The organism is Jejuia sp. G7-7 (genome assembly GCF_055808955.1).
Genome location: NZ_JBVVSZ010000001.1, coordinates 700,253 through 726,333 on the forward strand (window position 1 = coordinate 700,253; position 26,081 = coordinate 726,333).

General features: G+C 30.9%; 26 protein-coding genes and 1 pseudogene. 22 read left to right on the forward strand and 5 right to left on the reverse strand.

Annotation, left to right across the window (positions count from 1 at the left end; genetic code table 11):
• The first annotated feature begins 231 nt into the window (after positions 1–231).
• A complete protein-coding gene (locus AC0L5U_RS03490) occupies positions 232–2,589 on the forward strand; it encodes an outer membrane beta-barrel protein (RefSeq protein ID WP_473414678.1) in 2,358 nt (785 codons plus the stop codon).
• Between the two features lie 3 nt (positions 2,590–2,592).
• Here AC0L5U_RS03490 and AC0L5U_RS03495 read toward each other — a convergent pair whose 3' ends face one another.
• The 4 genes from AC0L5U_RS03495 to porX all read right to left on the reverse strand — a co-directional run bounded on the left by AC0L5U_RS03495 (position 2,593) and on the right by porX (position 5,502).
• On the reverse strand, positions 2,593–3,009 hold the full coding sequence (locus AC0L5U_RS03495; RefSeq protein WP_473414679.1) for a hypothetical protein: 417 nt from the start codon (positions 3,007–3,009) through the stop codon (positions 2,593–2,595).
• Positions 3,010–3,090: 81 nt separating this feature from the next.
• The gene (locus AC0L5U_RS03500) at positions 3,091–3,249 is read right to left on the reverse strand and encodes a hypothetical protein (protein WP_473414680.1); all 159 of its coding nucleotides are present in this window, start codon (positions 3,247–3,249) and stop codon (positions 3,091–3,093) included.
• Positions 3,250–3,444: 195 nt separating this feature from the next.
• Positions 3,445–3,861, reverse strand: coding sequence for a tRNA (adenosine(37)-N6)-threonylcarbamoyltransferase complex ATPase subunit type 1 TsaE (tsaE, locus tag AC0L5U_RS03505; protein ID WP_473414681.1), 417 nt, complete (start codon positions 3,859–3,861; stop codon positions 3,445–3,447).
• A gap of 93 nt (positions 3,862–3,954) precedes the next feature.
• Positions 3,955–5,502, reverse strand: coding sequence for a T9SS response regulator signal transducer PorX (gene porX / locus AC0L5U_RS03510; RefSeq protein ID WP_473414682.1), 1,548 nt, complete (start codon positions 5,500–5,502; stop codon positions 3,955–3,957).
• Between the two features lie 83 nt (positions 5,503–5,585).
• On the opposite strand from porX, the gene AC0L5U_RS03515 reads away from it, so the two are divergent.
• The 20 genes and pseudogenes from AC0L5U_RS03515 to hisIE all read left to right on the forward strand — a co-directional run bounded on the left by AC0L5U_RS03515 (position 5,586) and on the right by hisIE (position 24,658).
• Positions 5,586–6,797 carry an HD domain-containing protein gene (locus AC0L5U_RS03515; RefSeq protein ID WP_473414683.1) on the forward strand — a complete coding sequence of 404 codons (1,212 nt, stop codon included), beginning with the start codon at positions 5,586–5,588 and terminating at the stop codon, positions 6,795–6,797.
• Between the two features lie 156 nt (positions 6,798–6,953).
• Positions 6,954–7,979, forward strand: coding sequence for a UDP-3-O-(3-hydroxymyristoyl)glucosamine N-acyltransferase (gene lpxD, locus AC0L5U_RS03520; RefSeq protein ID WP_473414684.1), 1,026 nt, complete (start codon positions 6,954–6,956; stop codon positions 7,977–7,979).
• Entirely contained in the window at positions 7,966–9,372 is a 1,407-nt protein-coding gene (locus tag AC0L5U_RS03525) for a bifunctional UDP-3-O-[3-hydroxymyristoyl] N-acetylglucosamine deacetylase/3-hydroxyacyl-ACP dehydratase (protein ID WP_473414685.1), read from the forward strand. The genes lpxD and AC0L5U_RS03525 overlap by 14 nt, the downstream gene beginning before the upstream one ends.
• A gap of 14 nt (positions 9,373–9,386) precedes the next feature.
• The gene (gene lpxA / locus AC0L5U_RS03530) at positions 9,387–10,172 is read left to right on the forward strand and encodes an acyl-ACP--UDP-N-acetylglucosamine O-acyltransferase (protein ID WP_473414686.1); all 786 of its coding nucleotides are present in this window, start codon (positions 9,387–9,389) and stop codon (positions 10,170–10,172) included.
• A 72-nt stretch (positions 10,173–10,244) separates the two neighbouring features.
• Positions 10,245–10,811 (forward strand): elongation factor P, encoded by a 567-nt coding sequence (efp, locus tag AC0L5U_RS03535; RefSeq protein ID WP_473414687.1) that lies wholly within the window; start codon positions 10,245–10,247, stop codon positions 10,809–10,811.
• 3 nt (positions 10,812–10,814) lie between these two features.
• Complete coding sequence (locus AC0L5U_RS03540; protein WP_473414688.1) at positions 10,815–11,759, forward strand: UDP-3-O-(3-hydroxymyristoyl)glucosamine N-acyltransferase; 945 nt, start codon at positions 10,815–10,817, stop codon at positions 11,757–11,759.
• 66 nt (positions 11,760–11,825) lie between these two features.
• A complete protein-coding gene (sucD, locus tag AC0L5U_RS03545; protein ID WP_473414689.1) occupies positions 11,826–12,698 on the forward strand; it encodes a succinate--CoA ligase subunit alpha in 873 nt (290 codons plus the stop codon).
• 195 nt (positions 12,699–12,893) lie between these two features.
• Positions 12,894–13,406 carry a hypothetical protein gene (locus AC0L5U_RS03550; RefSeq protein WP_473414690.1) on the forward strand — a complete coding sequence of 171 codons (513 nt, stop codon included), beginning with the start codon at positions 12,894–12,896 and terminating at the stop codon, positions 13,404–13,406.
• A gap of 176 nt (positions 13,407–13,582) precedes the next feature.
• Positions 13,583–14,329, forward strand: coding sequence for a 3-oxoacyl-[acyl-carrier-protein] reductase (fabG, locus tag AC0L5U_RS03555; protein ID WP_473414691.1), 747 nt, complete (start codon positions 13,583–13,585; stop codon positions 14,327–14,329).
• A gap of 51 nt (positions 14,330–14,380) precedes the next feature.
• Positions 14,381–16,027, forward strand: coding sequence for a VWA domain-containing protein (locus AC0L5U_RS03560; RefSeq protein ID WP_473414692.1), 1,647 nt, complete (start codon positions 14,381–14,383; stop codon positions 16,025–16,027).
• Between the two features lie 8 nt (positions 16,028–16,035).
• On the forward strand, positions 16,036–16,413 hold the full coding sequence (locus tag AC0L5U_RS03565) for a hypothetical protein (RefSeq protein ID WP_473414693.1): 378 nt from the start codon (positions 16,036–16,038) through the stop codon (positions 16,411–16,413).
• A 10-nt stretch (positions 16,414–16,423) separates the two neighbouring features.
• Positions 16,424–17,239, forward strand: coding sequence for a prohibitin family protein (locus tag AC0L5U_RS03570; protein ID WP_473414694.1), 816 nt, complete (start codon positions 16,424–16,426; stop codon positions 17,237–17,239).
• 315 nt (positions 17,240–17,554) lie between these two features.
• On the forward strand, positions 17,555–18,412 hold the full coding sequence (gene hisG, locus AC0L5U_RS03575) for an ATP phosphoribosyltransferase (protein ID WP_473414695.1): 858 nt from the start codon (positions 17,555–17,557) through the stop codon (positions 18,410–18,412).
• Positions 18,413–18,422: 10 nt separating this feature from the next.
• Positions 18,423–19,707: pseudogene (gene hisD / locus AC0L5U_RS03580) on the forward strand (histidinol dehydrogenase).
• Positions 19,707–20,741 carry a histidinol-phosphate transaminase gene (gene hisC, locus AC0L5U_RS03585; RefSeq protein WP_473414696.1) on the forward strand — a complete coding sequence of 345 codons (1,035 nt, stop codon included), beginning with the start codon at positions 19,707–19,709 and terminating at the stop codon, positions 20,739–20,741. Before hisD ends, hisC begins: the two are co-directional and overlap by 1 nt.
• Positions 20,741–21,877 carry a bifunctional histidinol-phosphatase/imidazoleglycerol-phosphate dehydratase HisB gene (gene hisB / locus AC0L5U_RS03590; protein ID WP_473414697.1) on the forward strand — a complete coding sequence of 379 codons (1,137 nt, stop codon included), beginning with the start codon at positions 20,741–20,743 and terminating at the stop codon, positions 21,875–21,877. The genes hisC and hisB overlap by 1 nt, the downstream gene beginning before the upstream one ends.
• Before the next feature lie 73 nt (positions 21,878–21,950).
• Positions 21,951–22,523: an imidazole glycerol phosphate synthase subunit HisH gene (hisH, locus tag AC0L5U_RS03595; RefSeq protein WP_473414698.1), complete on the forward strand. Its 573-nt coding sequence runs from the start codon at positions 21,951–21,953 to the stop codon at positions 22,521–22,523.
• Between the two features lie 9 nt (positions 22,524–22,532).
• The gene (gene hisA, locus AC0L5U_RS03600) at positions 22,533–23,267 is read left to right on the forward strand and encodes a 1-(5-phosphoribosyl)-5-[(5-phosphoribosylamino)methylideneamino]imidazole-4-carboxamide isomerase (protein ID WP_473414699.1); all 735 of its coding nucleotides are present in this window, start codon (positions 22,533–22,535) and stop codon (positions 23,265–23,267) included.
• The gene (gene hisF, locus AC0L5U_RS03605; RefSeq protein ID WP_473414700.1) at positions 23,267–24,022 is read left to right on the forward strand and encodes an imidazole glycerol phosphate synthase subunit HisF; all 756 of its coding nucleotides are present in this window, start codon (positions 23,267–23,269) and stop codon (positions 24,020–24,022) included. Before hisA ends, hisF begins: the two co-directional genes overlap by 1 nt.
• A 42-nt stretch (positions 24,023–24,064) precedes the next feature.
• Positions 24,065–24,658, forward strand: coding sequence for a bifunctional phosphoribosyl-AMP cyclohydrolase/phosphoribosyl-ATP diphosphatase HisIE (gene hisIE / locus AC0L5U_RS03610; protein ID WP_473414701.1), 594 nt, complete (start codon positions 24,065–24,067; stop codon positions 24,656–24,658).
• A gap of 94 nt (positions 24,659–24,752) precedes the next feature.
• Here hisIE and AC0L5U_RS03615 read toward each other — a convergent pair whose 3' ends face one another.
• A complete protein-coding gene (locus AC0L5U_RS03615) occupies positions 24,753–25,169 on the reverse strand; it encodes a hypothetical protein (protein ID WP_473414702.1) in 417 nt (138 codons plus the stop codon).
• A 96-nt stretch (positions 25,170–25,265) separates the two neighbouring features.
• Between AC0L5U_RS03615 and AC0L5U_RS03620 the strand changes: the two genes are divergently transcribed.
• Positions 25,266–26,042 (forward strand): tRNA pseudouridine synthase A, encoded by a 777-nt coding sequence (locus AC0L5U_RS03620; RefSeq protein WP_473414703.1) that lies wholly within the window; start codon positions 25,266–25,268, stop codon positions 26,040–26,042.
• Positions 26,043–26,081: the final 39 nt, after the last annotated feature.

A 26,081-nucleotide genomic window follows, 5' to 3' on the forward strand; every position in this document is an offset into this window, starting at 1 on the left:
AAATTACAAATATTTTTGGGTTTTATAATTAGTTGTATATAAATTTATTTCTTTTCCCTTATTAAAAAATCATTTTAGTAAGAAAAACCTTTGGAATTAATGAGGCCTTTGTGTACTAGGGTTTAAATTAATTAGCCTAATTTTGTCTTGAAAAAACTATTTATGCAGTCTAAATATTTAGTCTATTTATTTTTCTTTAATTCTTTATTAATCTTCTCTCAAAGCCATATATTGAAAGGAAGAGTGGTAGATGAAAAAAATACACCTATAGCATATGCAAATGTCGTTATAGAAATTCCAGAAACTGCTGAAATTATTGATGGTACTACAACGAATAAAGAAGGTTTTTTTGAATTTACCGCTCTAAAAAACAATAAATATTTATTAAAGATTAGTTTTTTAGGTTTCGAAAATTTTGAAAGTAATGTAGAACTTAACAAAAATTTAGTTCTTCAAACAGTAATCTTAAAAGAGAAAACCGAAACTCTAGATGGAGTTATAGTTTCAGTAAAGAGACCAACAATAAAACGTATGGTTGATAGACTGGTATTTAACGTTGAAAATTCTACCTTATCAAATAATAATATTTTAGATGTTTTAAAACATACTCCAGGAGTTATAGTCAGTAATGGCTCAATTTCTGTAAAAAATACTACTCCAGTAGTTTATATAAATGATAGGAGAGTACATTTATCTGCAGAAGAAGTGCAACAGTTGTTAGAGGCAACTCCAGCTAACAATATTAAGTCTATAGAGGTAATTACAAATCCTCCAGCAAAATATGAAGCTGAGGGTGGAGCAGTACTAAATATTAAAACTAGTAAAAATATAATTTCGGGGTATCATGGAAGTTTTTTTGGTAATTATAAACAAGGATCTGAGTTTCCAAAATATTCGTTTGGTACAAGCCATTTTTTTAAAACAAAAAAACTAAGTACTTACATCAATTATAATATAAATCCTCAAAAATATTATAGAAACAACCTTGAAGACATAAATTTTATTAATAATAACACAGTTATTTCTAGTTGGAAAACTGATTTAGGAAGAACGATTAAGTCTGCAAATCAAAACATTTCAGCAACAATCAATTATGATTTTAATGATTTTAATAATTTGAATTTTTCTGCAAATACATTGTTTGCACCTAGAAAGGTTTCAAAAACTGCATCAAATAGTTTGACTAAAGTTTTTGGAGTTAATAAAGTCTTAGATTCTACTTTTAGAACATTTAATAATTCAGTATTAGAAAAATTTAATTTAGCGTTTTCTCTTGGATTTATTCACAAATTTAAAAATGAAGGAGAAAAAATATCTATAGATTTACACCATACCAATTATGATTATTCAGATTTTCAAGATGTAAGTACAGGGTATTTTCTTCCCAATATTAATAATTCATTTAGAGACAATAAATTTCAAACATTTTCAGAACAAGATATTGAATTAATCACAGGACAAATAGATTATACGTTACCTACAAATGATAAGTCGTTGTTTGAAGCAGGATCAAAGATTTCAAAAATTAATTCAAATAATATACTCAATCAGTTTGTTTTTGAGAACGGTATTAAAACAGATGATATAGAAAATTCTGACACTTTTTCATATAATGAAATGAATTATGCAGGTTATTTAAGTTTTGAATCAAAATGGGAAAATTGGAACTTAAAGGCGGGGTTAAGAATAGAAGTTACTGAAACTGAGGGAAAATCTGTAAAAACAAATACCTTAAGTACTAATAATTACACAAGCCTATTTCCATCTTTTTATATTTTGAATAGTTTAAATAATGATGACGACCTCTATTTTAGTTATAACAAGCGTATTTACCGACCAAGATATCGGCAATTAAATCCATTTAAATATTTTTTAAATGATAATGCATTTGTTACTGGTGACCCTACTTTATTGCCTGAAATAGATGATAATTTTATTTTGGGATATACAATTAATGATACATATACTTTTGAACTCTATTACCGTTATGAAAGAAATCCCACTCTAGAATTCCCATTTCTAGATAATAATAATAGAATTTTAAAACACACATTTACTAATATAGATAATAACGTCTCTTATGGTTTAGATTTTACGACCTATACTGCAATTGTAAAGGATTGGAATCTTTATATCTTGTCTTCATTTTTTTATTATGAGAATAATTTTTTCGCTATAGAAGGCAATAATGAATTATTGAAAAATGAAAAGTGGTCTGTGTATACCAATATTATAAATTACTTTAGTTTGTTAGAAGACAAAAGTTTAACTGCTGATGTTTCTTTAGATTTCATTGGGCCTGTTGTTATAGGGCCAAGTGATATAAGTAGTAGGCTGGGTGTAGATTTTAATATTAATAAAACACTTTGGAAAAACAGAGCTTCTGTTAGTATTGGTGTACAAGATATTTTCAACACACTTAATTATACTAAGAAAACCAAATATGCCAACCAAGATCTATTTATAGATTCTAATTTTGAAAATAGATTATTAACCTTTGGTTTTAATTACAAGTTCGGTAATTACAGGTTAAAAGAGAAAAGAGAAACTATTGATTTAATTGAGCGAGATAGACTTGAAAAAGATTAAATGTTAAAAATACTGTTTGATTTTTTCCCAGAAATTTTTTGGAGAAATTTTTAATTCATCTTCTAACTCTTGTAAACTTTTTGTTGCCTCGTTTATCTTATTAAATAGCCTTGCTCTTATTAGATAAATAGAAGGTACTACAAATGCCATAACTGGTAATAAATATAAAATTTGATTGGTTTCTGTAAAAAGAATTTCGTCATTGAGAATCTCAATGATTTGATAAATATACATCGCTATTGGAACTAATATAACATGATACCACCAATGTCTATTTGTAAAAACCCAAACAAAAAGAAGTATTAAAGGCACTATTCTACTTGATAATGTCCATGTGAATACTTGTACATCTTCATAATAGTTGCTTGTGAATACACCAAAAAAGTATCCCAAGTCTTTTGACTTGGGACACTTTGCCATAAATTTATGATAAACGGTGTTAATGCTATAATAGTAGCTAAAATTGCGCCTACAGCTAGGTCTTTTTTGCTACTAAAACTTCTATTTGTACTTACCGTTTGCTTCTCCTGAGATTTTAACTTTTCTCTTGTCAATTTTTGCTGTTTGTTCTGCATCTAGGTTATATTGGTTAGCGGCACTAGCCATAAACAACATACCTCCGAAAATTGCTATTGCAATTACATACTTTTTAGTTTTCATTTTTTAAGGGATTTAATTAATTAATTATCTACCTCAAAAATAGATAAAGACTAAGGTGAAGACTTTGTTGAAATGTTAAAATTATGTTAAAAACAATGATTTTTAAATTTTCTGCTGTGGCTTTCCCGTAGTTTTTAAGTAAAAGTGGAGTTATGCGAGTTTAATCATATATTTTGCTAGGGTTTTGGTTAAGTTTTAAATCTTATTTACAAACGAAATACTTCTCTTTTCGTTAGATTTTTCTTTTAAAAAAATCTCTGTATAATTGTCAGCTAAAATGGGTTTAATGATTTCAGGCCATTCAATGATAATCCAGTTCTCTGAAAAAATATAATCTTCTACTCCAAAGTTATAAGCTTCTTCAATATCATTTAATCTATATAAATCAAAATGATATAATAGACCATTGTCAACTTCATATTCATTTACAATAGAATATGTAGGGCTGCTTACTTCGAGTTCATTTCCACCTAAAGCTTTTGTTATACAACGTACCAGAGTTGTTTTACCAACCCCCATAACGCCATACAATAAAATTATCTTAGAATTTACTTGGTTAACAAGCTGTTCTGCAACATCATCAACTTCATTTAGAGCATAAGTAATTTCCAAATCTTACCGTTATTTTTATGCAATAATAAGTATATAATTTGAGAAATGCTAATAAAAAGTGTATTTCATCGATGTTTTTAGTATTACAAAGATTTATTTGGGATTGAAAACTACAAAAGGAATAATCATTTCTTCTAAAGATACACCACCGTGTTGATAAGTATTTCTGTAATAACTAACATAATGATTGTAGTTATTTGGGTAAGCAAAAAACAAATCTCCTTTAGCAAAAATAAATGAACTACTCATGTTTATAGAAGGTAAATGTATACGTTTTGGATCATCTGCTAAATGCACATCCTTTTTGTCATAAGTTAAGCTTCTACCAGTTTTATATCGTAAATTTAAACTAGTATCTCTATCACCTATTACTTTAGATGGATTTTTAACGTTAATAGTACCGTGGTCTGTGGTTAAAATAAGTTTAAATCCAAGATTGTGAGCTTGTTGTATCATCTCTAAAAGTGGAGAGTTTTTAAACCAACTTAAAGCTAAAGACCTGTATGCTTTGTCATTTGATGCTAACTCTTTAACCACTTCCATTTCTGTTTTAGAATGAGAAAGCATATCCACAAAATTATATACCACAACTGTTAAATCATTATCTTTTAAAGATTTGAAGTTGTCAACTAAACGCTTGCCATTTTTTAGATTCGTTATTTTATGATAATCATAGTTTAGATGAGTTAAGCCCAAGCGTTTCATTTGAGTTTCAAGAAAATCTGCTTCATGTAAATTTTTGCCACCTTCGTCAGTATCATTTTTCCAATACTGAGGAAATAGTTTTTCCATATCACTTGGCATCAAACCTGAAAATATTGCATTTCTAGCATATTGTGTTGCTGTAGGTAAAATGCTAAAGAATGCTTCTTCTTGTTCCTTTTTATAATAGTTATTAATTATGGGTTCAAAAACTTTCCATTGGTCATATCTTAAGTTGTCGACAACTACGAGTAGTGTTGGTTGCTCTTTACTCAATTCTGGAGCTATTTTTTCTTTAAATAGAGTATGGGACATTATTGGTGCATCAGCATCATTATCAAACCAATCAGGATAATTTTTATCAATAAATTTGCCGAATTGAATATTAGCTTCAATCTTTTGAGATTCTAATATTTCAAACATACCGGCATCTTCTATATCTTCTAACTGTATTTCCCAATAAATTAACTTCTGATATAAATTAACCCATTCTTCATAAGAATTTACCATTGCCATATCCATCGCAATTTTTCTAAATTCCTGTTGGTAGTTGGAAGTCGTTTTTTCAGAAACTAACCTAGAATGGTCTAAATTCTTTTTTAAACTCAGTAAAATTTGATTTGGGTTAACTGGTTTTATAAGGTAATCAGCAATCTTATTACCAATAGCTTCTTCCATTATATACTCTTCTTCACTTTTAGTAATCATTACAACAGGAAGATTAGCTTTCTTTTCTTTTATTTCATTTAAGGTTTCTAATCCAGTAAGCCCTGGCATGTTTTCATCTAAAAATACAATATCAAAATTGGTGTCATCAATTATATCAATAGCTTCGGTACCACTATTACAGGTTGTAACCTTGTAGTTTTTCTTTTCAAGAAATAAAATGTGTGGTTTTAATAAATCAATTTCATCATCAACCCAGAGTATATGTATCATAATTAATTCAATTTTGTTGCTAAATGTCTTTTGATGGACATCATATATTTATATTTGTAAAAATTTAATGTAAAAACTTAAGCTTGAACAAACTTAAAATCTTAAACGACCCAATTTACGGATTTATTACAATTCCAAATTCGTTAATTTTCGATTTAATTCAACATAAATATTTTCAAAGGTTAAGACGCATCACTCAAATGGGGATGTCTTATTTGGTTTATCCTGGCGCACATCACACACGTTTTCACCACGCTATTGGTTGTGTGCATTTAATGCAAAAAGCGGTTAATGTACTTCGTTATAAGGAGGTTACGATTTCTAAAGAAGAGGAAGAAGCACTTTATATTGCTATTTTATTGCATGATATTGGTCATGGTCCATTCTCACATGCTATGGAGCATAGTATTGTAAATGGTGTTTCTCATGAGCAAATTTCACTACTTTTTATGGAACGTTTAAATGAAGAATTTAACGGAAGTTTAACGCTTGCTATCAATATTTTTAAAGGTGAGTATGAACGTTCATTTCTTTGTCAGCTTATTTCCAGTCAGTTAGATATTGATAGGGCTGATTATCTAAAACGTGATAGTTTTTATACAGGAGTTGCTGAAGGAAATGTAAATAGTGAACGCTTAATAACTATGCTTAATGTGGTTGATGATAATTTAGTAGTTGAAGAAAAAGGCATTTATAGCGTAGAGAAGTTCATTATTGCACGTCGTTTTATGTATTGGCAAGTGTATTTACATAAAACAGGTTTGGTAGCAGAACAATTGTTGATGCGTGTTTTGATGAGAGCAAAAGAGCTAACTAAATTAGGAGTGAAATTGCATGCAAGTAAAGCATTACTCTATTTCTTAAATACTAATATTTCAATTGAAGATTTTACAGAAGATACCTTAAATATTTTTCAAGAGTTAGATGATTATGATATTATTTCGGCAATGAAATTATGGAAAAATCATAATGATTATGTATTGAGTAATTTATGCGAAATGATTATAAATAGAGAGCTTTTAAAAATAAAGATTAAGAAAAAAGTTGTTAAGAGTAAGCAATTAAATAAACATATTGAATCATTAATGGTTTCAAAAAACATCAGTAAACAAGAAGCATCATACTTTGTGTTTACTGGCAGCATTCATAATCAAGCATACGAAGTAAGTCATCAAAATATCAATATTTTATACAAAACAGGCAAAATACAAGATATTGTGAAAGCATCCGATCATCTTAATTTAAAAGCATTGTCAAAACGAGTTACAAAGTATTATATATGTTACCCTAAGTAGTAAGGTCTATATCTTATTTGTTAATCTAATTGAAAAATGAATCTGAAATTGTTTACAACCTTAGAATATCTAAAAAAATAGAACGTTAAAACTTTAGTACATTTTTCCTATTTTTGCTCAATCAAATTAATCAAAAAACAAACTAACTCAACTCGTGTGAAGTTCACAGCACAACAAATAGCAGATATTCTAGAAGGTGATATTGTTGGTGATGCAGATATACAAGTTTCTAAACTTTCTAAAATAGAAGAAGGTGTAGAAGGTTCACTAACATTTCTTGCCAATCCCAAATACACACCTTATATATACTCTACAAAAGCATCTATAGCTATAGTAAATAAAACTTTTGAGCCTGAAGAGGAAGTGACTACAACTTTAATTAAAGTTGATGATGCTTATAAATCTTTCTCAAAACTTTTAGAATATTATAATCAAGTTAAGCTTAATAAATTTGGAATTGAACAACCTTCTTTTATTGCTGAATCATCAACTTATGGTGAAAACATATATATTGGAGCGTTTTCTTACATAGGTGAAAATGTTATAATCGGAGACAATGTAAAAATATTTCCAAATGCATATATAGGAGATAATGTCAAAATAGGAGATAACACCCTTGTTTTTGCAGGCTCTAAAATTTATTCAGAATGTGTAATTGGAAATAATTGTGTTATTAATTCTGGAGCAATAATAGGAGCAGACGGATTTGGTTTTACACCAAATGAAAAGGGAGAGTATAATAAAGTACCTCAAACAGGAAATGTTATTTTAGAAGATTTTGTGGATATAGGTGCAGCAACAACTATTGATAGAGCAACCCTAGGATCAACAGTAATAAGGAGTGGTGTAAAATTAGATAATCAAATTCAAATAGCACACAACGTAGAAATTGGAAAAAACACAGTAATTGCAGCTCAAACTGGAATTGCTGGATCTACTAAAATTGGAGAGAACTGTCAAATTGGTGGTCAGGTTGGTATTGTTGGACATATTACTATTGGAAATAATGTACGCATTCAAGCGCAATCAGGTATTGGCAGAAATGTGAAAGATAATGAAGTACTTCAAGGTTCGCCTGCACTAGGATATGCTGATTATAACAAATCCTACGTACATTTTAAAAACTTACCTAAACTAGTCAAAAAATTTAACGATATAGAAAAAAGCTATGGCAATAGTTAATACAGAAATTAAACAAAAAACAATAAAAAGCGAGGTGTCACTTACAGGAGTGGGTTTGCATACTGGTAAAAATGTAACATTAACTTTTAAACCTACAACTGCTAATTCTGGCTTAGCATTTAAGCGAGTAGATTTAGAAGGAGAGCCAGTTATTGAAGCTGATGCTAATTATGTAACTAATACCCAACGTGGCACTTGTTTAGAAAAAAATGGTGTTATTATTCAAACTTCTGAGCATGTTTTGGCAGCTTTGGTAGGTTTAGATATTGATAATGCGATTATTGAGTTAAACGCCTCTGAACCTCCAATTATGGATGGATCTTCTAAGTTTTTTATTGAAGCTATAGAAAAGGCAGGTATTATAGAATTAGATGCTTTTAGAGAAGAATTTGTTATTTCTGATGTCATTTCGTATACAGATGAAGAAAGTGGAAGTGAAATTTTAGTAATGCCTGCTAAAGAGTACCAAGTAACTACTATGGTAGATTTTGGCACTAAGGTTTTAGGTACACAAAATGCTACATTAAACCAAATTTCAGATTTTAAAGATGAAATTGCTAATTCTAGAACTTTTAGCTTTTTGCATGAAATTGAAATGTTATTAGAACATGGTTTGATAAAAGGAGGAGATTTAAATAATGCTATTGTTTATGTTGATAAACCACTTTCTCCTGAGACTATGGAGAAGTTGAGAGTAGCTTTTAAAAAAGAGCATATTGCAGTAAAGCCTAATGGTATTTTAGATAACCTTACGTTGCACCACCCAAATGAAGCTGCACGTCACAAGTTGCTTGATGTAATTGGAGATTTAGCTTTGGTTGGTACTAGAATTAGAGGTAAGGTAATTGCAAATAAACCTGGACATTTTGTGAACACACAATTTGCAAAAAAACTATCTAAAATTATAAAAAACGAAAGACGTAATAATGTTCCAAATATTGATTTGAGTCAAGACCCATTAATGGATGTCACTCAAATTATGGACATGTTACCACACAGGCAGCCGTTTTTATTGTTAGATAAAGTTTTTGAATTGTCTGATAGTCATGTTGTGGGTATGAAGAATGTGACAATGAATGAAGAGTATTTCAGAGGTCATTTCCCAGGAGCTCCAGTTATGCCTGGTGTTCTTATTGTTGAAGCTATGGCTCAAACAGGAGGGATTTTAGTATTGAGTACCGTGCCAGATCCTGAAAATTATTTGACATTTTTCATGAAAATGGATAAAGTGAAATTCAAACGAAAAGTAAGTCCAGGAGATACTTTAATTTTTAAATGTTCTTTGATAACACCTATCAGAAGAGGGATATGTCATATGCAAGGATACGCTTATGCTAATGGGAAATTATGTGCCGAGGCAGAATTAATGGCTCAAATTTCCAAAGTAAAATAAATAAAATCTAGAAAATGAATCAACCTTTAGCATATGTTCACCCTGGTGCAAAAATTGCAAAGAATGTCGTAATTGAACCTTTTACAACTATAAATAATAATGTTACTATTGGAGAAGGTACTTGGATTGGGAGTAATGTAACTATTATGGAAGGTGCTAGAATAGGCAAGAACTGTAATATTTTCCCAGGTTCGGTAATATCAGCAGTTCCTCAAGATTTAAAATATAATGATGAAGACACTACTGTTGAAATTGGTAATAATGTTACCATTAGAGAGTGTGTTACCATCAATCGTGGAACAACTGATAGAATGAAAACTGTTATTGGTGATAATTGTTTAATAATGGCATATTGCCATGTTGCGCATGATTGCATAGTTGGTAATAACTGTATTTTTTCAAATAATAGCACGCTTGCTGGACATATCACAGTTGGTGATTATGTGGTTTTAGCCGGTATGACAGCTGTTCATCAATTTGTATCAGTCGGAAATCATGCGTTTGTTACCGGAGGTTCTTTAGTTAGAAAAGATGTACCACCGTTTGTGAAAGCTGCACGAGAACCACTATCTTATGTTGGGATTAATTCTGTAGGATTAAGACGAAGAGGTTTTTCTACTGAAAAAATTAGAGAAATTCAAGATATCTATAGAATTTTATATCAAAAGGCTTACAACAATTCTCAAGCATCTGATATTATTGAAGCTGAAATGCAAGCTACCCCAGAACGTGATGAAATTCTTCAATTTATTAAGAATTCACATAGAGGTATTATGAAAGGGTATTTCAAATCAAATTAAAACATCTCAAATATTTTTAGAGTAAGCGTTGACAACTCAACGACAAACGAATAAACAACTTAACAATAAAGTATGGCAACGACGAGTGATATTAGAAACGGATTATGTATAAAGTATAACAACGATATTTATAAAGTTATTGAGTTTTTACATGTCAAGCCAGGAAAAGGTCCGGCTTTTGTAAGAACAAAATTAAAAAGTGTAACTAATGGAAAAGTGATTGATAATACCTTTTCTGCGGGACATAAATTAGAAGATGTTCGTGTTGAAACTCATAAATTTCAATATTTATATAATGATGGAGAGTTTTATCATTTTATGAATGAAGCAGATTATACTCAAATTCGTTTACTTGAAGCAGCTTTGGATAACCCAGGTTTGATGAAAGAAGGAGAGGTGGTTACAGTAATTATAAATACTGAAGATAATATGCCATTATCTGTTGATTTACCTGCTAGTGTTATTTTAGAAGTCACGCATACTGAACCCGGAGTTAAAGGCAATACAGCAACAAATGCCACCAAGCCTGCAACTGTAGAAACTGGTGCAGAGGTGAATGTTCCTTTATTTATTAATGAAGGTGATAAAATTAAAATTGAAACAGCAAAAGGTACTTATAAAGAACGTGTTAAAGAATAGCTTTTGAAGTTTCCAAAACCACAAACCCTAAAAAACATAGCACAGTTAATTAATTGTGAATCTGTTGGTAATGACAATTTTCCTGTTTTAGGTATGAATGAAATTCATGTTGTAGAACCAGGAGATATTGTTTTTGTAGATCATCCAAAGTATTACGATAAAGCTTTACAATCTGCAGCAACTATTGTTTTAATTAATAAAAAAGTAGAATGTCCTGATGGAAAAGCGCTTTTAATTAGTGATGATCCGTTTAGAGATTTTAATAAGCTTTCAAATTATTTTAAACCTTTTCGTGCTTCAAGCGCGTCAATTTCTGATTCTGCTAAAATTGGAAAAGGTACAATAGTCCAACCAAATACATTCATTGGGAACAATGTTGTAATTGGAAAAAATTGTGTCATTCATTCTAATGTAAGTATATATGATGATGCAGTTTTAGGGGATAATGTTACCATTCATGCGGGTACAGTTTTAGGAGCAAATGCTTTCTATTATAAAAACCGACCAGAAGGTTTTGATAGATTATTATCTTGCGGACGTGTTGTAATTGAAGATAATGTAGATATAGGTGCATCTTGTACTATTGATAAAGGAGTTACTGGAGATACAACTATCAAGGCAGGTACCAAAATTGATAATTTAGTCCAAATAGGTCACGATACCATAATTGGTAAAAAATGTTTAATTGCATCTCAAGTAGGTATTGCTGGTTGTGTAGTTATTGAGAATGAGGTAACCATTTGGGGACAAGTAGGGATTACTAGCGGCATTACAATTGGAGCTAAAGCAGTTATTTCTGCAAAAGCAGGAGTGAGTAAATCTCTTGAAGGTGGTAAAAGTTATTTTGGAATTCCAGCAGATGATTTTCGTTCTAAATATAAAGAAATTGCAGCTATCAAAAAAATTCCAGAAATACTAGAAACTTTAAAAAAACAAAATAGTAAGTAGCTAAATATTTATTCAAAATAAATTACATTTGTTTAGTTCAAATTAATAATCGAAAAATAATCACTTATGAGTGTTTTAGTAAATAAAAATTCAAATATAATAGTACAAGGTTTTACTGGTAGTGAAGGCACATTTCACGCTGAACAAATGATTGAATATGGTACTAATGTTGTTGGTGGTGTAACGCCAGGAAAAGGAGGTCAAACACATTTAGGTAAACCTGTTTTCAATACAGTTGAAGAAGCAGTAGAAAAAGTTGGAGCAGATACTACTATTATTTTTGTACCACCAGCTTTTGCTGCAGATGCTATTATGGAGGCTGCTGACGCTGGTATTAAAGTGATTATTACCATTACGGAAGGTATTCCTGTTGCAGATATGATTACTGCAGCAACTTATATAAAAGGAAAAGAGTGTCGTTTAATTGGCCCTAACTGTCCAGGAGTTATTACCCCAGGCGAAGCAAAAGTTGGTATCATGCCAGGATTTGTTTTTAAACAGGGAAAGGTAGGGATTGTTTCAAAATCTGGAACATTAACCTATGAAGCAGCAGACCAAGTTGTAAAACAAGGTTTAGGTATCACAACTGCAATAGGAATTGGAGGAGATCCAATAATTGGAACAACTACTAAAGAAGCTGTGGAATTATTAATCAATGATCCAGAAACCGAAGCAGTAGTTATGATTGGAGAAATTGGTGGTCAACTAGAAGCAGATGCTGCGCATTGGTACAAATCAAGTGGTAGTAAAAAACCCGTAGTTGGATTTATTGCTGGAGAAACTGCTCCTGCAGGTCGTACTATGGGGCATGCTGGTGCAATTGTTGGTGGTAGCGATGATACTGCTCAAGCAAAAAAAGCAATCATGAGAGAATGCGGCATCCACGTTGTAGATTCTCCTGCAGAAATTGGAAAAAAGATAGCTGAAGTTTTAGGGTAATATAATTGCTTTAAAAAACATATAAAATTCTTTAGCTAGTCTAGTTAAAGAATTTTTGCGTTTTTAAAAGTTAATAAAAATAATAAATACACATAAGTTTACTTTAATTATCTTAATAAGAGATTAGAAATACCCTTTACTAGGGATTGTAGACATATTAAAATTAAGATATTTTTGATTTTAAATTTAATAGTTATGAAACCTAGATTTATTATGCTTTTATTGATTTTATCCGTATTTTCAATAAAATGCTCACTTATAGAAATTGAACATGATGATGATTTAATTGTCCAATTAGAAGGTAAATGGAAATTAATTTCAATAACATTTGATGGTAAGCAAGAAATAACTTCATGTGATAAAACTACAGTTTCTGAATTTAGATTAGATGAAGATGAAAACCCTAAAGACACTAATTTTAATCGTACAGGGGGATACATTGGTACAGTATATTTTTGGACTGAAGCATTAGATTCATGTAATCCTGAAACATTTTCTGGTAAATGGAAATGGGATGATGATGAAGTTAAATTAATATTAACTATTAGCGGCAATATTAATAATATTAGTTATTCTAATGATTTTGATATAAGTTATTATTACAGTAATGGGACTGATAATGGTGAGTTAGCAGATAAAATAGATTTTACATTTAAGAATGATGACGAAGATTTCGAAAGAATATATCTATATGAAAGAATTAATTAGTTGAGTTTAAGAATAAAATTTTGATCTTAAAAAAATTAGCCAATTTTATTTAAAAGAAACAGACTGTATTTATAAATTAAAAACCTTGCAAAACTTGTGAGGTTTTTTTATATGAAAACAGTTCTATTTGTTATATTTGAATATAGCAAGAATAAAAACAAACTAACTTATTATAAATGAAATTATTAGAAGGAAAAACAGCGATAGTTACTGGAGCTAGCCGTGGTATAGGAAAAGGAATAGCGCAAGTTTTTGCAGAACAAGGTGCAAAAGTAGCGTTTACTTATAGCTCATCGGTTGATGCAGCAAATGCTTTAGAAAAAGAATTAAATGCTTTAGGTGTAAAAGCTAAAGGATACAAAAGTAACGCAGCAAGTTTTGAAGAAGCTCAAAAATTAGCATCAGATGTAGTTGCAGAATTTGGAAGTATTGATGTATTAGTCAACAATGCAGGTATTACAAAAGATAATTTGTTAATGCGTATTTCTGAAGAAGATTTCGATACAGTTATTGAAGTAAACCTGAAGTCAGTCTTCAACATGACAAAAGCTGTTCAAAGAACTATGCTTAAACAGCGTAAAGGTTCAATTATCAATATGAGTTCTGTAGTTGGTGTTAAAGGTAACGCGGGACAAACCAATTATGCGGCTTCAAAAGCTGGTATTATTGGTTTTTCTAAATCAGTAGCTTTGGAGTTAGGCTCGAGAAATATTAGAAGTAACGTGATTGCTCCAGGTTTTATAGAAACTGAAATGACTGCCAAATTAGACGAAGAAGTAGTAAAAGGCTGGCGCGCTGGAATCCCATTAAAACGTGGCGGAACTCCAGAAGATGTAGCAAATGCATGTGTATTTTTAGCAAGCGATTTAAGTGCCTATGTAACAGGACAAACATTAAATGTTGATGGAGGAATGTTGACATAATTGTCATTCCTACTAAGGCAGGAACCTCATCAAAACATATAGAATTTATTAATGAGTTCAGAAACTCTATTATACATAATATTATCTGGAATAATAGCGCTACTTGTAGCGCTTTTTCAGTATAGTTATAAATCTAAGCAAAAAACTAAGTTATCTTTCATCTTTGCTTTTTTAAGATTTCTGACTATTTTTTCGATACTCTTACTTTTAATAAATCCAAAATTCGATCAAGTAAAAGTTTATACTGAAAAACCAAATCTTATTCTTGCTCTAGATAACTCAAATTCTATTAAGCATTTAAAACAAGAATCAAATACATTAGAGTTTTTAAAATCTATTCAAGGTAATTCTGAATTATCTAATAAGTTTGATATTGAGTTTTTTAAGTTCGATGCCGAAATTCATAAATTAGATTCACTTCAATTTAATGCAAAAGAAACTGATATCAATAATGCATTACACCAGTTATCAGATATTTATAAAAATGATGTTGCACCAATAGTTTTAGTTTCAGATGGAAATCAATCTTTCGGAAATGATTATTCAGTTTCAAATAAAAATTACAATCAACCAGTATATCCAATTATATTAGGGGATACTGTAACTTATTCAGATTTAAAGATTCAACAGCTAAATGTTAATAAGTACGCATTTTTAAAAAATAAATTTCCTGTTGAAGCAATTTTAGTTTACCAAGGCAATACTACAATAAGCACAAACTTCACGATAAAGCAAGGCAATAGAACAGTATTTTCAAAAAATATTCAATTTTCAAAAGCTAAAAATTCTACAATTGTAAATCTAACGTTACCAACAAATAGAGTTGGTGTAAGTAGTTATTCGGCAAAACTAGAACCGCTGCAAAGTGAAAAAAATAAAATCAACAATTCAAAGAATTTTGCGGTTGAAGTTATAGACGAAAAGACGAAAATCGCTTTAGTAAGTAGCTTTCCGCATCCAGATTTAGGAGCCATAAAAAAGAGTATTGAAAGTAACGAACAGCGTTCTGTAGAAATTTTAGACTCATATAATGTTTTGAGTAAAGTAAATGATTTTCAGTTAATTATGCTGTATCAGCCAAACAAAAAATTTAAACGTTTGTACGAAATTTTAAAAGTAGAAAACAAAAATAGATGTACCGTGATAGGTGCTAAAACTGACTTAAGTTTTTTAAATAGTACGGTTTCAGAATTCCAATATGATATCACAAATCAAACTGAAGATTTTCAACCAAAACTCAACCTTAATTTTTCGCCATTTATCATAAATGATATTAATTTTGAAACATTTCCACCATTAAAATCAAATTTTGGAGATGTGAATTTTAATGTACCCTTCGAAACTATTCTAGAAAAAACAGTTTTAGGAGTTTCAAAAGAGCAACCTTTGTTAGCAACTTTTGAATTGAATAATAGGAGAGAAGGATTACTTTTAGGAGAAAATATTTGGCAATGGCGAGCTCAAAGTTTCTTAAATGAAAAATCATTTAATGCCTTTGATAATTTCATGGGGAAATTGATTCAATATTTAGCATCGAGTAAACGGAAAAGTAGATTAAATATAGACTATGAATCATTTTACACAGGAAATACTAATATTGTAATCAAAGCCCAGTTCTTTGATAAGAATTATGAATTTGATGCACGTCAATCATTGGAATTAGTACTCGTAAATTCAGATTCAAAAGAAAAAACATAATTCCATTCGTGCTTAAAAACAATAATTACCAAGTTAACTTAAATGGAATAGAAGCTTCAAAATACAATTTTACTGTTCGCTCCAAAGACGAGAATATCTCAAAATCTGGAAGTTTTGAGGTATTAGAATTTAATATAGAACAACAATTTTTAAATGCAGATGTAACAAAATTGAAGCAATTGGCAACTAATACAAGTGGTAAGAGCTATTTTATCAACAACGCTTCAGGTTTTGTATCGGATTTAATAAATGATGAACGCTATAAGCCCATACAAAAAAGCCATAAAAATACCATACCTTTGATAGATTGGAAATATCTGTTGGGGTTAATCATTTTAACGCTTTCAACAGAATGGTTTTTAAGAAAATATAACGGATTAATTTAAATAAACAACAATGGAAAAATTACCAAAAATTGCATTACCTTTTATAATTCTAGCAATTGTTTTATTTGTACTAGTAGCAAAATCGGCTGTAACAATAGACTCTGGAGAAGCTGGAGTACTTTTTAAAACCTTTGGAGAAGGTGTAGTTACAGATGAACCTCCAATGGCAGAAGGGTTTCACATAGTAGCCCCATGGAATAAAGTCTATGTTTATGAAGTACGTCAACAAGAACTTTTTGAGAAAATGAAAGTACTATCATCAAACGGATTAGAAATTCAAATTGATGCTTCTGCTTGGTATGAACCAGTATATAATGATTTAGGGAATTTGCACCAGTCTCTTGGTCAAGGTTATTTACAACGTGTAATTCAACCAGCTATTCGATCTGCAGCAAGAAGTGTTGTTGGCCGTTATACACCAGAACAATTATATTCTAGTAAGAGAGATGCTATTCAAGATGAAATTTTTGCTGAAACTAAAAAGATTTTAGACAAGCAATATGTTCAGTTGAATGAAGTGTTAGTTCGTGATGTAACATTACCAAACACTATTAAAGAAGCTATTGAACGTAAATTGCGTCAAGAGCAAGAGTCTTTAGAATATGAGTTTAGATTGGTTACAGCTGAAAAAGAAGCTGAAAAACAAATTATTGAAGCTGAAGGTAAAGCAAAGTCTAACAAAATTTTAAGTGCATCGCTAACTGATAAAATTTTACAAGATAAAGGTATAGAAGCTACCATGAAATTATCAGAATCTCCTAATAGTAAAGTAATTGTAATAGGTTCTGGAGATAGCGGATTACCTATTATTTTGGGAAATCAATAAAATAATAAATTCAGGAAATATGACGTTCTTTTAAAAATTATTAATTTTTAATTACCTAAATATTAATAATATTGAATTGTTATAAGAATTGTATTTATAATTTGGATTTAATCATATAAATTATAGATATTTGCAGAAATAAACAAAGAACATGACTTTTATTCAATTACATCATCATTTTCATATTTGCTCTCAAGCGAAGTGAAAATGTATTGAGTAAAATCAACATATATTTTTAAACCCGTTTGAGACAATCAAGCGGGTTTTTTAATTTTATTGCCAACTAGATTGTTTCAAACTCATAAAAACAACATAATGAGTAAATTAAGAATTGCAGTACAGAAATCGGGTCGATTAAACGAAGACTCGATGAGATTATTAAAAGATATTGGTATTTCTATAGATAATGGAAAAGATCAATTAAAAGCTTCAGCAAAAGGGTTTCCTGTAGAGGTTTTCTATTTGCGTAATGGGGATATTCCACAATATTTAAAAGATGGTGTGGTTGATGCAGCCATAATTGGCGAAAATGTTTTAATAGAAAAAGGAGAAGGTATCAACATCGTTGAAAAGTTAGGCTTTTCTTTTTGTCGTGTTTGTATTGCTGTGCCAAAAGCTGACAATTACTCTAGTATTAAAGACTTAGAAGGGAAACGTATTGCAACTTCTTACCCTAATACAGTTAAACAATTTTTGAATAAAAACGGTGTAAATGCAAATTTACATATTATCAATGGCTCAGTTGAAATTGCACCAAATATAGGTCTAGCTGATGCTATATGTGATATTGTTTCTAGTGGAAGTACATTGTTTAAAAACAATTTAAAAGAGGTTGATACGATTTTAAAATCTGAAGCTGTTTTAGCGATTTCTCCAAAATTAAATGCAGAACGTCAAGCTATTTTAGAAACTATTCAATTTAGAATTCAATCTGTTTTAAAAGGAAGGAATTCTAAATATGTATTGCTTAATGCACCTAACGATAAAGTACAAGATATCATTAATGTATTACCAGGAATGAAAAGCCCAACAGTATTGCCTCTAGCAGAAGAAGGTTGGAGCTCAATTCATTCTGTAATTAGCAAAAACCAGTTTTGGGATGTTATAGATGAATTAAAGGCTAAAGGCGCCCAAGGTATTTTAGTGTGCCCAATTGAAAAAATGGTGCTTTAATAGTTTTGATATGCAAATTATAAATAATCCAAATAAAGAAAACTGGTCTCAGATATTAAAACGTCCTACACAGACCGTTGGCGATATAGAGGGTAAGGTAACTCAAATATTTAATGAAGTCTCTGAAAATGGAGATGTAGCTATAAGTGAGTATACTAGTAAGTTTGATGGTGTTTCATTACAATCAAATATTGTAACTCTTGATGAAATAAGTGAGGCAATTAAGCAAGTTCCAGAAAAACTTCAAAATGCTATTAAGTTAGCAAAAGAAAATATTGAAGTATTTCATAAAGCACAAAAAACATCAAAAATTGCTATTGAAACGGCTAATGGTGTACAATGTTGGCAAGAAAAAAGACCAATTCAAAAAGTAGGTTTATATATTCCCGGTGGTACAGCACCTTTATTTTCAACAGTATTAATGTTGGCTGTTCCAGCACAAATAGCAGGATGTAAGGAGATTGTGCTATGTTCACCTCCCAATAAAGAAGGTAATCTAGCACCAGAAATACTATTTACTGCCAATCTTTGTGGTGTTACTAAAATTATAAAAGTAGGAGGGATTCAAGCTATTGCGGGTTTAACATTTGGTACAGAAAGTATTCCAAAAGTGTATAAAATTTTCGGACCAGGAAATCAGTTTGTAACAGTAGCAAAACAATTGGCAACTAAATATGGTGTAGCAATCGATATGCCAGCTGGACCAAGTGAATTGTTGGTTGTTGCAGATGAAACTGCTAATGCGTCCTATATTGCATCTGACTTATTAAGTCAAGCAGAACACGGTATTGATAGTCAAGTGATTTTAGTTTCAACATCTGAATCTTTGATTAATGATGTTTCAGTAGAAGTCTCTAAGCAATTAGATGTACTTCCTCGTAAAGCTATAGCTGAAAAAGCTATTGAAAATTCAAAATTAATTTATGTTAAAAATGATGATTTAGCTTTAGAATTAATTGATGAATATGGTCCTGAGCATTTTATTATTTGTAGCAAAAATGAAGACTTATATGTAGATGGTATTAGTAATGCTGGTTCTGTTTTTATAGGTGATTACACACCTGAAAGTGCTGGAGACTATGCTTCAGGAACTAATCATACATTGCCAACTAATGGGTTTTCTAAAGCGTATTCTGGTGTAAATCTAGATAGTTTTACAAAAGAGCATGACATTTCAAAAAATATCAAAAGAAGGACTTTTAAATATTGGAGAAACTATAGAGTTAATGGCCGAAGCGGAAGGCTTACAAGCACACAAAAATGCAGTATCAATTCGATTAAAGGATTTGAAATAATGAATATTAATGATTTAATAAGACCAACTATAAAGGCACTAAAACCTTATTCATCCGCAAGAGATGAATTTCAAGGTAATAGCGATGCTATGGTGTTTTTAGATGCTAATGAAAATCCGTTTGAAAATGGAGTAAATCGTTATCCAGATCCGCAACAACGTACTGTAAAGTCTTTACTTTCAAAAATAAAAGGAATAGCTCAAAAAAATATTCTTTTAGGCAATGGTAGTGATGAAGTTTTAGATTTAATATATCGTGCAGTTTGTGAACCTAATCAAGATAATATCATCACATTACCACCAACTTATGGAATGTATAGCGTATTGGCTAATATCAATGCTGTTGAGATCAAAAGCGTTCAATTAGATGAAAATTTTCAACCTAAGGTTGATAAAATATTAAGTATAGCCGATTCAAATTCAAAGCTATTGTTTTTGTGTTCGCCTAACAATCCTACAGGAAACAGTTTTGAAGCTGCTTCGATTGAGAAGTTGATAATTGAATTCACAGGTATTGTAGTTATAGATGAGGCTTATATCGATTTTTCAAATGAGGAAAGTTGGGCTAGTCGGTTAGAAGAATTTCCTAATTTAGTCATAACACAGACACTTTCCAAAGCCTATGGAATGGCTGGAATTCGTTTAGGGATTTGTTATGCTTCTGAGGAAATTATTTCGGTATTAAATCGAATTAAGCCTCCGTATAATGTCAATGAATTAACACAGCAAAAAGCAATTATTCAATTAGAGCAAAACGAATTAACTAAACAACAAGTTTCTGATATTTTAAAAGAACGTGATGTTTTAGTAAGCAAGCTGAAGGCTATAAAGTATGTTTCGAAAATATACCCTTCAGATGCTAATTTTGTTTTAGCAAAAGTTGATGATGCAACTAAACGTTATAATCAATTAATTGAAAAGGGGATTGTAATTAGAAATAGAACAACACAACCAGGTTGTGAAGATTGTTTACGATTTACAATTGGCACCCCTGAAGAAAATAAAATATTAATAGATACTTTAAATTCAATCTAATGAAAAAAGTACTTTTTATAGACAGAGACGGAACTTTAGTGCTAGAACCACCAGTAGATTATCAATTAGATAGTTTAGAAAAGTTGGAATATTATCCAAAAGTGTTTCAATACATGGCTAAAATAGCTAGCGAATTGGATTATGAATTGGTAATGGTAACTAATCAAGATGGTTTGGGTACGGATAGTTTTCCTGAAGATACGTTTTGGCCAGCTCAAAATAAAATTATAGATGCTTTTGCTAAAGAAGGTGTCGTGTTTTCTGAAATTCACATAGATAAAACATTCCCACATGAAAATGCTGAAACACGTAAACCACGAACAGGCTTGTTAACCAAATATTTTTCTGAAGATTATGATTTGGTAAATTCTTTTGTTTTAGGAGATAGAATTACTGATATGGAGCTTGCTAAAAATTTAGGGGCTAAAGGTATTTATCTATCTGAAGATCCAGAATTAGGTGCTGATGAAATTGAAAGTTCTAAGAAAGATATCATAGACTGTATCGCTTTAACAAGTACAGATTGGGCTGAGATTTATGCATTTTTAAAAGCCGATGAACGTTCTGGTGGTTTAATTAGAAATACAAATGAAACCAAAATTGCTATTCAGTTAAATCTTGATGGTACAGGGAAAAGCAAAATAGATACAGGATTAGCTTTTTTTGATCATATGTTAGATCAAATTGCACGTCATGGACAATTAGATTTAAATATTAAGGTTGATGGAGATTTAGAAGTTGACGAACATCACACTATTGAAGATACAGCTATTGCCTTAGGCGAATTGTTTAATAAAGTTTTAGGAAATAAGCTAGGAATAGAACGCTATGGGTTCTGTTTGCCAATGGATGATTGTTATGCACAAGCAGCAATAGATTTTGGAGGTAGAAATTGGCTAGTTTGGGAAGCAGAGTTTAAACGAGAAATGATTGGTAAAATGCCAACAGAAATGTTTTATCACTTCTTTAAGTCTTTTACTGATGGGGCAAAATGTAATTTGAATATAAAAGCAGAAGGCACCAACGAACATCATAAAATTGAAGCTATTTTTAAAGTGTTTGCAAAAGCAATTAAAATGGCTGTTAAGCGTGATATTGAAAAAATGATTTTACCATCAACAAAAGGAATGTTGTAAAATAGTTATTAGTTGATTGTTACTAGATATTGATTTTCTAATAACGAGTAACAAATAACCAACAACCAAAAAAATGAAATTAGTCATAATAAATTACGGCGCAGGAAATATAAAAAGTATTCAGTTTGCATTTAAACGCTTGGGCGTTGATGCTATTTTATCAAACGATCCAGAAGAAATCAAATCTGCTGATAAAATAATATTTCCAGGAGTTGGAGAAGCAAGTAGTGCTATGAATATGTTGCGAGAAAGTGGGTTAGATAAATTAATTCCAACACTTAAACAACCTGTTTTAGGAATCTGCTTAGGTATGCAATTGCTTTGTAAGTCAACTGAAGAGGGTGATACTGAGGGGATTGGAATTTTTCAAACCCATGTAAAACGTTTTTCTGATGATGTAAAAGTACCGCAAATGGGATGGAATGTTATTAAAGATTTAAAATCTGATTTGTTTAGAGGTATCAAAGAAAACGAATACATGTATTTGGTTCATAGTTATTATGCTGAACATTGTGATGAAACCATTGCTAAAACAGATTATGGCATTAATTATGCTTCAGCTTTACAGCATGAAAATTTTTATGGGACTCAGTTTCATCCTGAGAAAAGTAGTACAGCAGGAGCAAGAATATTACAAAATTTTTAGAATTATAATATGAGAATAATACCAGCAATAGATATCATAGACGGAAAATGTGTTCGCTTAACAAAAGGGGATTATGATACTAAAAAAGTGTATAACGAAAACCCGCTTGAAGTAGCAAAAATGTTTGAAGCTTCGGGGATTGAGTATTTGCATTTAGTAGATTTAGATGGTGCTAAGGCGAAGCATATTGTAAATTATAAAGTACTTGAGCAAATTGCTTCTAAAACAAAATTAAAAATTGATTTTGGAGGTGGTTTAAAAGCAGATGAAGACTTACACATTGCCTTTAATTCTGGAGCACGACAAATTACAGGTGGTAGTATTGCTGTAAAAGATCCTAAAACTTTTGAGGGCTGGATTTCTAAATATGGTAGTGAAAAAATCATTCTTGGTGCAGACAGTAATGCGGGGAAAATAGCCATTAGTGGTTGGCAAGAAGATAGTAACGAGGATGTTATTCCGTTTATAAAAGACTATCAAAAGAAGGGGATTCAGTATGTTATTTGTACTGATATTTCAAAAGATGGTATGCTTGAAGGTCCTTCCTTTGATTTATATAAAAGCATAATTGGTGAGTGTAGTAATAGTAGTAATGATCAATCTATAAAATTAATTGCTTCTGGTGGAATTTCTAATATTGATGAATTACCAAAGTTAATTGAATTAGGTTGTGAAGGTGTTATCATTGGTAAAGCAATTTATGAAGATAGAATCAGTCTTTACGAACTAGAAAAATTTGTATAATGCTAACAAAGAGAATTATACCTTGTTTAGATATAAAAAACGGACGTACAGTTAAAGGTGTCAATTTTGTTGATTTGCGTGATGCTGGAGACCCTGTTGAATTAGCAAAACAATATGCTGACCAAGGTGCTGATGAATTAGTGTTCTTGGATATCGCAGCAACATTAGAGAATAGAGGAACTACTTTAGATATGGTTTTGCACGTTGCAGAACAGGTAAATATTCCGTTTACTGTTGGTGGTGGAATTTCAAGCGTGGAGCATGTTGATGCTTTGTTGCAATGTGGAGCAGATAAAGTATCTATCAATTCTTCAGCAGTTAAACGTCCTGGATTGGTTAATGAATTGGCTGATAAATTTGGAAGCCAATGTGTTGTAGTTGCAATTGATGCTAAACAAATCGATGGCGAATGGTTTGTGCACCTTGCTGGAGGAACTATTCCAACAGATATTAAATTATTTGAATGGGCTAAAGAAGTTGAAGAACGTGGTGCTGGAGAAATTTTATTCACATCTATGAATCATGATGGTACTAAAAATGGTTTTGCAAACGAAGCTTTAGCTAAATTATCAGAATCCTTGAATATTCCAATTATAGCTTCAGGAGGAGCGGGGAATGTTCAGCATTTTATAGATACTTTTGAAAAAGGTAAATCTGATGCGGCTCTAGCTGCAAGTGTATTTCACTTTGGGGAAATCCCCATTCCAGAATTGAAAAAAGAATTAAAAGCAAATAATATAGAAGTACGACTTTAGTCGTCATGCTGAACTTGTTTCAGCATCTCATAAAATAAAATTATGACAATTAAATACGATACAAACGGACTAGTGCCAGCAATCATTCAAGATGCTACAACAAAAAAAGTTTTGATGCTAGGCTATATGAATGAAGAAGCTTATCAAAAAACTTTAGATATTAAAAAAGTAACTTTCTTTAGCAGAAGCAAGCAACGCTTATGGACTAAAGGGGAAGAAAGTGGTAACTTCTTAAATCTTGTTGATATTAAAAACGATTGTGATAACGATTCATTGTTAATTCAAGTAAATCCTGTTGGACCTACTTGTCATACAGGAACGGATACCTGCTGGAAGGAAAACAATAATGCGTCTTATGGGTTCTTTTCAACTTTAGAGGATGTGATTGCAGAACGTGTTGCTAATAAAAACACCAATAAATCTTATGTGGCAAGTTTATTTTCAAAAGGCATTAATAAAGTTGCCCAAAAAGTAGGAGAGGAGGCTGTGGAAACGGTTATTGAAGCTATGGATAATAATGATGAATTGTTCTTATATGAATCGGCAGATTTATTATTTCATTACCTTATGTTATTACAAGCTAAAGGCTTTACTTTAAAAGATATTGAAGAAGAACTGAAAGGAAGACATAAATAAAACACATTTGTCATTCTGAACTTGATTCAGAATCTAACTCTCTCAAAAAAAACCCTGAAACGAGTTCAGGGTGACAATACTTGCTTTTACCTTTTTAAGATAACCACCCATTAGCTTCTGATTTTCTGGCAAACCATACAAATAGTAGTGCGAAGACTATTATCATAATGGTCATAACCATACTAGAGACATATCCGTTAATTAAAATGTATCCCATTTGTACTATTACAGCAAGTAGTGATAGTAACCAAAGTTTAACTGCCCATGATTTTCTAAGTAATAAACCAATGGCACCTAAAGCACCTGCGAAAACGGCAATTGCAAAAGCAGCAGTTACCCATGCAGGCATATTTGCAGCAATTTCAAGTTGTTCTTCGCTATACATTGCTCTGTGACTTTCTGTATTATATGCCTGTTGCAAATAGGCATTAACTCCCATAGCGTTCCAAATTAGTGCAATTACGCTTACTATCCAGAACCAAATTGGTGGCTTGTTTGATGAATTTGTCATAATTAGTGGTTTTTAGTTAGTATTAAACTAATACAATGTATAAAATTTTTGTAACAAATTATAAATACACTAATTTTCGAGCGGTTAAAATTCAAGATGAAAAAATTTTTCTACGTTATTAATATTCAATATTTAGGGTATCGTTTTCATGGTTGGCAAAAACAGCCTGATGTAAAAACATTGCATTTAATGGTAGACCGAACCTTGAATTTTATTTTAAAGGGTAAGTATTTTAAAAGTTTAAGTTCTGGCAGAACTGATGCCATGGTTTCAGCTGAAAGTGCTGCTTTTGAATTGTTTTTATCTGAACCTATAGAAGATGAAACGACGTTTCTTGAGCTCTTTAATTATAATCTTCCGCAAGATATTAGGGCTTTATCTATTCGAGAAGTAGATTCGAAATTCAATATCATCAATAACCCAAAAATTAAAGAGTATTTATATCTTTTTACTTATGGCGAAAAATGCCATCCGTTTTGTGCACCTATAATGACAACTATTTTAGATGATTTGGATATTGAACTCATGAAACAGGGTGCGAAGCTTTTTGAGGGTAAAAATTATTTATGGTCGTATTGTTATAAACCTACTGATAATGGTATTTATACTCGAGAGATTTTACAATGCGAATTAGTTGAAAACACTATTTATACTGCAAATTACTTTCCGAAGCAATCTTACACTTTAAAAGTGAGAGGTAAAGGGTTTATGAGAAACCAGATTAGATTGATGATGGGCACCCTTATTGATTTAGGAAAAGGTAAATTGACACTTGCTGATATTGAGCGAAGTATGATTCCTGATAGTAAGGTAAAGATGGAATATATTGCTCCGGCATCGGGTTTAATTCTTAATACTATTGAGTTTGAGTAATTTTTTTTTTGCTTTAGCAAGTAAGAACTGAGTTGATTT